6 protein-coding genes are annotated in these 7,101 nt (G+C 70.2%); 4 read left to right on the top strand and 2 right to left on the bottom strand.

All coding sequences use genetic code 11. From position 1 onward, the window contains the following. Positions 1-55: 55 nt before the first annotated feature. A complete protein-coding gene (locus ACGWYJ_RS38315; protein WP_395111553.1) occupies positions 56-1,837 on the bottom strand; it encodes an NAD+ synthase in 1,782 nt (593 codons plus the stop codon). A 62-nt stretch (positions 1,838-1,899) separates the two neighbouring features. Next, a complete protein-coding gene (locus ACGWYJ_RS38310) occupies positions 1,900-2,946 on the bottom strand; it encodes a terpene synthase family protein (protein ID WP_395111551.1) in 1,047 nt (348 codons plus the stop codon). A gap of 142 nt (positions 2,947-3,088) precedes the next feature. Here ACGWYJ_RS38310 and ACGWYJ_RS38305 point away from each other — a divergent pair, with 142 nt between their 5' ends. The 4 genes from ACGWYJ_RS38305 to glnA all read left to right on the top strand — a co-directional run bounded on the left by ACGWYJ_RS38305 (position 3,089) and on the right by glnA (position 7,033). Beyond that, positions 3,089-3,952, top strand: coding sequence for a transporter substrate-binding domain-containing protein (locus ACGWYJ_RS38305; protein WP_395111549.1), 864 nt, complete (start codon positions 3,089-3,091; stop codon positions 3,950-3,952). After that, the gene (locus tag ACGWYJ_RS38300; protein WP_395111548.1) at positions 3,949-4,776 is read left to right on the top strand and encodes an amino acid ABC transporter permease; all 828 of its coding nucleotides are present in this window, start codon (positions 3,949-3,951) and stop codon (positions 4,774-4,776) included. Before ACGWYJ_RS38305 ends, ACGWYJ_RS38300 begins: the two co-directional genes overlap by 4 nt. Next, positions 4,773-5,558 carry an amino acid ABC transporter ATP-binding protein gene (locus ACGWYJ_RS38295; protein ID WP_395111546.1) on the top strand — a complete coding sequence of 262 codons (786 nt, stop codon included), beginning with the start codon at positions 4,773-4,775 and terminating at the stop codon, positions 5,556-5,558. The genes ACGWYJ_RS38300 and ACGWYJ_RS38295 overlap by 4 nt, the downstream gene beginning before the upstream one ends. A 113-nt stretch (positions 5,559-5,671) precedes the next feature. Further along, entirely contained in the window at positions 5,672-7,033 is a 1,362-nt protein-coding gene (glnA, locus tag ACGWYJ_RS38290; protein WP_395111555.1) for a type I glutamate--ammonia ligase, read from the top strand. The last annotated feature ends 68 nt before the right edge of the window (positions 7,034-7,101 follow it).

The following is a 7,101-nucleotide window of genomic DNA, read 5'->3' as shown; positions in this document are numbered from 1 at the left end:
CGCAGGCGCAACAAGCGAGGAGCGCCAGCGACGAGCGCAGCTTGCGCCTGCAAAATCAACACTGCTCTCGCCAGCGGTTGGTGATGGGGAGGCGGCGGTCTCGGCCGAAGTTCTTTGGGGTGATTTTGGGGCCGGGTGGGTATTGGCGGCGTTTGTATTCGGCGAGGTCGACCAGGCGGATGACGCGTTCGACCAGTGCGGGTTCGTGGCCTGCGGCGATCAGGGCGTCGCGGCCCATGTCGCGTTCGACGTAGTCGACGAGGAGGGGGTCGAGGACCTCGTAGGGCGGGAGGGTGTCGCGGTCCTTCTGGTCGGGGCGTAGTTCGGCGGATGGTTCCTTGACGATGATGGCTTCGGGGATGGGTTCCTGGGTGTAGGGGTGCAGGAAGGGGACGTCCTTGCCGACCTGTTCGTTGCGCCAGCGGGCGAGGGTCCAGACCATCGTCTTGGTGAGGTCCTTGATGGGGGCGAAGCCGCCCGCGGAGTCGCCGTAGAGGGTGGAGTAGCCGGTGGCGAGTTCGCTCTTGTTGCCGCCGGTGAGGACGAGGTGGCCGTGTTCGTTGGACAGGGCCATCCAGATGTTGGCGCGGATGCGGGCCTGGAGGTTCTCTTCGGCGAGGCCGTGCAGGTCGAGTTCGGCCTCGAACGCGTCCACCATGCCGCGGATGGGGACGATTTTGGAGTGCAGGCCCTGCCGTTTGACGAGTTCCTCGGCGTCGGTGATGGAGCCTTCGGTGGAGTAGCGGCTGGGCAGCAGGACGACGTGCACCAGGTCGGGGCCGATGGCGTCGGCGGCGATGGTGGCGACGAGGGCGGAGTCGATGCCGCCGGACAGGCCGAGGATGACCGAGCGGAAGCCGTTCTTGCGGACGTAGTCGCGGGTGCCGAGGACCAGCGCCCCGTACACCTCGGCGGGGTCGTCGAGTGGTGGTGTGGGGACGAGGGGACTCGGCTCGTAGGCGGGGAGGGGGTCTTCGGAGACCGTGCGGTGGTCGATGCTGATCGTGGTGCCGTCCAGCGCGTTGACGGGTCCGGTGACGGGTTCGTGCGGGGCGGCGGGCAGGTCCAGGTCGGCCACCAGCAGGTGCTCGTGGAACTGGGGCGCGCGGGTCAGCAGCCGCCCGTCGGCGCCGACGATGATGGAGTCGCCGTCGAAGACGAGTTCGTCCTGTCCGCCGACCATGTTGACGTAGGCGAGGGCGCAGCCGGCCTCGCGGGCGCGTTCGGCGCACAGCCGGAGGCGGACGTCGTCCTTGTTGCGCTCGTACGGGGAGGCGTTGATGGCCAGCAGCAGCCCGGCGTCGGCGGTGGAGGTGACGCTGACGGGGCCGCCGTCCTGCCACAGGTCCTCGCAGATGACGGTCGCGACGTCCACGCCGCGCACGCGGACGACGGGCAGGGTGTCGCCGCGGACGAAGATGCGGTACTCGTCGAAGACGCCGTAGTTGGGCAGGTGGTGCTTGGCGGAGCGGACCAGGACCTCGCCCTGGTAGAGCCAGGCGGCGGCGTCGAGGGGGGAGCCGGCGGGCAGTCCGGGGCGCGCCATGCTGGCGTGGCGACGGTCCAGGTAGCCGGTGACGACGGGGATGTCGCCCAGGCCCTGGTCGGCGAGGGTGCGGGCCACGCGTTCGAGGGCGTTCTGGGACGCCTCGACGAACGAGGATCGCAGCGCCAGGTCCTCGACGGGGTAGCCGGTCAGCATCATCTCGGGGAAGGCGACCAGGGTCGCGCCGGCCCGTTCCGCGCGCCGGGTCCAGTCGACGATCAGGCCGGCGTTGCCTTCCAGGTCGCCGACCGTCGGGTTCACCTGAGCGAGAGCGATCCTGAGTTGTGCCACGGTCACCAGCCTAGAACATCGGCCTCAAGGTATCGTCATTATGACGAGAAGTGGGGTTCGTGTCACACGGCCGAAGGTCCGGTCCAGCGCAGCGAGGCCAATCCGTCCAGGCGGGAGCCGTCGCCGCCGCTGGGGGTGCCGCCGTCCGCGCTGTAGCGGCCGGACTCGGCGAGCCAGTCGATGTGCGCGCGGGGCGCGTCCAAGAGCACCCGCAGGACCTGGTGGGCGGCGTCGAGCTCGCCTTCGGTCATGCCCAGCCGGGCGATGGTGCGTACCAGCGCACGGGACGCGAACCGCACCTGGTCGGCGCGGATGGCGATCCGGTCGGCGACCATCGCGGCGGACTCGGCCGGGTCCAGCCCGTACGCGGAGGCCAGCACGCTGACATGGTTGTGCGGGTCCCCGGCCGCCGACTCGCGGGGGTAGGACGCGATGTCGTTCGACCAGGTGATCAGGTCCGTGATGTCCTCCCGCATCGCCTGCCAGGCGGGCAGCGCCAGCAGCCGGTTGGGGAGCTCGACGCCCAGGACCGGCTCGACCAGGTCGAACAGGAAGGGCGCGGCGGCGCGGCGGCGCAGCTCCGGATACGCCTCCGGGTCGGGCATGTGCCGGGTGCGGCGGTGGACGGCCTGCTGTGAGCAGCCTTCGCGGTGCTCCTCCAGATGGGACAGGAACCGGCGGCGCCAGTCGCGGCTCATCCTTCCCGACGTGGCCCGCCACAGCTCGACCAGCGCGCTTTCCAGCGGGCGCGCCCCCGAGCCCGTCTGCCCGCGCCTGACCGCGCGCAGCAGGTCGTCGTACACAGAGTGGACGGAGGTGGCGCTGCCCGCCGCCTCGCCGAGGGCGTCGTCCAGGGCGAACGTCCAGGTCAGCCAGCGCGCGAACAGCTCCACCGAGGCCGCGTCCGCGGCGGGGAACAGCCGCGCGGCCAGCCGTTCGCAGCGCGCGCGGCCCAGCGGCGAGGTGTCCGGATCGCCCAGCACCAGGCCGCGGCCCCGCGCCCAGGCGTCCACCCGCTCGCCCAGGCGCCAGGCGTCCGGGCGCATGGCGGACGGAGCGGCGAGGGCGGGTGCCCTTTCGCCGAGCGACAGCAACAACGAAGCGTTCACGACGCCTTCACGCTAGTGAGCCCTCGCCGCCGTACCCGCGATCGCCACGTCAAGTTTCGGGAATGGGACGCTTGAGCCCGAACGTTCCCCCCGCGGGACGCGACCGCGGTGCCCAAGCCCGCGATCATCACTGGAGGACAACGTGCAGCTACCCGCCATCCGCCGGCTCCGATCTCCCGGGCGTGCCGCCGCCGTGGCCGCGGCGCTCGTCCTGGCGCTGGCGTCCGCCGCGGCCTGCGGCGGTGACGAGGGCGCCACCGTTCAGGGCGCCAAACTGATCAAGAAGGGTGTGCTGACGTCGTGCACCCACCTGCCCTACCCCCCGTTCCAGGAGGAGAAGGGCGGCAAGGTCGTCGGGTTCGACGTGGACATGGTCGATCTGGTGGCCAGGAAGCTGGGCGTCACCCAGAAGGTCATCGACACCCCGTTCGAGACCATGAAGACCGGGTCGGCGCTCAACGCCGGCAAGTGCGACATCGTCATGGGCGGCATGACGATCAAGCCGGACCGGGTGAAGTTCATGGACGTCTCCCAGCCCTACTTCGACGCCACGCAGGCGCTGCTGGCCAAGAAGGATCTGGGGATCACCTCGCTGGACGACGTCAAGGGCCGCAAGCTGCGCCTCGGCTCCCAGGCGTCCACCACGGGCGAGGACTTCGTCAAGAGCAAGGGCCTGGACCCGCGCTCGTTCGACAACTCCCTGGCCGAGCTGGACGCGCTGCGCACCGGCCAGGTGGACGTGATCGTCCAGGACTACCCGGTCGTGCAGAACTGGCTGAAGAACCCGGCGGACAAGGCGAGGTTCACGCTCGCGGCCAACCTCGACACAGGCGAGCAGTACGGGTTCTGGTTCCGCAAGGGGCACAACCCCAAGCTCGTGGAGCTCACCAACCAGGCGATCGCCGAGTCCAAGGCCAACGGGACCTACCAGCGCATCTACGAGAAGTGGATCGGCCCGATGCCGAAGGGCGGCGCGAGCCCGGCGCCCTCGGGTAGCACGTCGTGACGACGGGCGAGGTGGCGGCGCCGCATAGGGGACTGTCCCCGCGGCGCCGCCGCCGGCTTTTCCTCGGCCTGCAGTACGTCCTGTTCGTCGCGATCGTGCTCGCGGTCGTCCTGCTGGCCGACTGGCCGCAGCTGCGCGCCAACTTCGCGAGCTGGGACGTGGCCGAACAGCTGTTCCCCGACATCCTGACCGTCGGGTTGCGCAACACCGCCCTCTACACCGGCCTGGGCTTCGTGTTCGGGCTGGCGGCCGGGCTGGTGCTGGCGCTGATGAGGCTGTCGCCGGCGGCCCCGTACCGCTGGTTCGCGACCGCCTACATCGAGGTGTTCCGCGGCCTGCCCCTGCTGCTGATCTTCATCTTCGTCAGCGTCGGGGTGCCGCTGGCCTTCCCGGGCAGCAACGTCCCCGGCGGCGTCGCCGGGCAGGCGGGCCTGGCGCTGGGACTGGCCGCCGCCGCGTACATGGCCGAGACGATCAGGGCGGGCATCGAGGCGGTGCCGCGCGGACAACTGGAGGCGGCCCGCTCGCTCGGCATGTCCTACGGCCGGGCGATGCGCTCGATCATCATCCCGCAGGCGTTCCGCATCATCATCCCGCCGCTCACCAACCAGCTCGTGCTGCTGTGCAAGGACTCCTCGCTGGTGCTCTTCCTCGGCGTCACGCTGGAGCAGCGGGAGCTGACCAAGTTCGGGCGCGACCTGGCGGGACAGCAGGGCAACACCACACCGATCATCGTGGCGGGGATCTGCTACCTGCTGCTCACCGTCCCGCTGAGCCTGCTGGCCCGGCGGCTGGAGGCCCGGCGGCGAAGGGAGGGACGATGAGCGGCACGGCGATCGAGATCACGGACCTGCGCAAGTCGTTCGGCGCCAACGAGGTGCTGCGCGGCATCGACCTGGACGTCCGCGCGGGCGAGGTGGTCTGCGTGATCGGCCCGTCCGGCTCGGGCAAGTCCACGCTGCTGCGCTGCGTGAACCTGCTGGAGGAGCCCTCCTCGGGGACGGTACGGGTCACCGGCGTGGAGGTCACCGACCCGGAGGTCGACATCGACGCGGTGCGCCGCCGGATCGGCATGGTGTTCCAGTCCTTCAACCTGTTCCCGCACCTGACCGCGCTCGGCAACGTCACGATCGCGCAGCGCAAGGTGCTGCGGCGCGGCAAGGCCGAGGCGGAGCGGACCGCGCGGGAGGTGCTGGAGCGGGTCGGGCTGGCCGACAAGCTGGCCTCCTACCCGGCCCGGCTGTCGGGCGGCCAGCAGCAGCGGGTCGCGATCGCCCGCTCGCTGGCCATGGGCCCGGAGGTCATGCTGTTCGACGAGCCCACCTCCGCCCTCGACCCGGAACTGGTCGGAGACGTCCTGGGCGTGATGCGGGAACTGGCCGAGGACGGGATGACCATGCTCGTGGTCACGCACGAGATGAGCTTCGCCCGCGAGGTCGCCGATCGGGTGGTGTTCATGGACGACGGCGTCATCGTCGAGGAGGGCCCGCCGAGCCAGGTCATCGACGCCCCCCGCCACGACCGGACCCGCGCGTTCCTCGCCCGCGTCCTCGACCCGGCGGCGGCCCGGGTCCCGGGCAAGGGTAGCCTCGGCAACAGCACATGAGCGCAGGTGTCGCGTCGGAACCGCAGCGCGGCTCGCGCACGCGGACGAGAGCTGTAACGTTGCGGTAACAGCGGAAAGGCATACTGCGAAGAGCACCGTCGAGGGAGATGGCCTTGGACCGACAGCAGGAGTTCGTGCTCCGCACGCTGGAAGAGCGCGACATCCGCTTCATCCGGCTGTGGTTCACCGACGTGCTCGGCTTCCTGAAGTCGGTGGCCGTGGCCCCCGCCGAGCTGGAGGGGGCCTTCGCCGAGGGCATCGGCTTCGACGGCTCGGCGATCGAGGGGTTCGCCCGGGTCTACGAGGCCGACATGATCGCCAAGCCGGACCCGTCCACCTTCCAGGTGCTGCCCTGGCGCAGCGAGGCCCCCGGCGTCGCCCGCATGTTCTGCGACATCCTGATGCCGGACGGCACGCCCAGCTTCGCCGACCCCCGCTACGTCCTCAAGCGCGCGCTGGCCCGCGCCAGCGACCTCGGGTTCTCCTTCTACACCCACCCCGAGGTGGAGTTCTTCCTGCTCAAGAACAAGCCGGAGGACGGGCGCGAGCCCGAACCCGTGGACGCGGGCGGCTACTTCGACCACACCCCGCACAGCGCCGCCCACGACTTCCGCCGCAACGCGATCATGATGCTGGAGTCGATGGGCATCTCGGTGGAGTTCAGCCACCACGAGGGAGCCCCCGGCCAGCAGGAGATCGACCTGCGCTACGCCGACGCGCTCACCACCGCCGACAACATCATGACCTTCCGCCTGGTCATGAAGGAGGTCGCGCTGGAGCAGGGCGTGTACGCCTCGTTCATGCCCAAGCCGTTCACCGACCACCCGGGCTCGGGCATGCACACCCACATGTCGCTGTTCGAGGGCGACCGTAACGCCTTCTACGAGCCGGGCGCCGAATTCCAGCTCTCCAAGGTCGGCCGCGCGTTCATCGCCGGCATCCTGCGGCACTCCGCCGAGCTGACGGCGGTGTGCAACCAGTTCGTGAACTCCTACAAGCGCCTGTGGGGCGGGGTCGGCTCCACCGCGGGCGCCGGCGGCGAGGCCCCCTCCTACATCTGCTGGGGCCACAACAACCGCTCCGCGCTGGTCCGCGTCCCCATGTACAAGCCGCACAAGGGACACGCGACCCGCATCGAGTTCCGCTCCCTGGACACGGCGGCCAACCCCTACCTGGCGTTCGCCGCCATCCTCGGCGCCGGCCTGAAGGGCATCGAGGAGGGCTACGAGCTGCCGCCGGGCGCCGAGGACGACGTGTGGGCGCTGACCGCGGCCGAACGCCGCGCCATGGGCATCCAGCCGCTCCCGCAAAGCCTGGACGAGGCCATCCACGCCATGGAGCGCAGCGAACTGATGGCCGACGTGCTGGGTGAGCATGTGTTCGACTTCTTCCTCCGCAACAAGCGCTCGGAGTGGGAGGAGTACCGCCGCCAGGTCACCGAGTTCGAGCGCAAGCGCCTAATAGCCGTCCTGTAAATCCCAGGGGCTCAAAGGCCCAAGGGGGGCAAGGGGGCGAAGCCCCCAAAAAGGGGGCAAGGGGCGGA

It is taken from the genome of Actinomadura sp. SCN-SB (genome assembly GCF_043906805.1).
Classification (GTDB): domain Bacteria; phylum Actinomycetota; class Actinomycetes; order Streptosporangiales; family Streptosporangiaceae; genus Spirillospora.
Note: the sequence above shows the minus strand (reverse complement) of the source record. Positions and strands in the feature narration are given on the sequence as shown.

Bases quoted from the DNA above. Each gene is read 5' to 3' on its own strand.
- ACGWYJ_RS38295 (WP_395111546.1), top strand. From the start codon at position 4,773: ATGAGCGGCACGGCGATCGAGATCACGGACCTGCGCAAGTCGTTCGGC.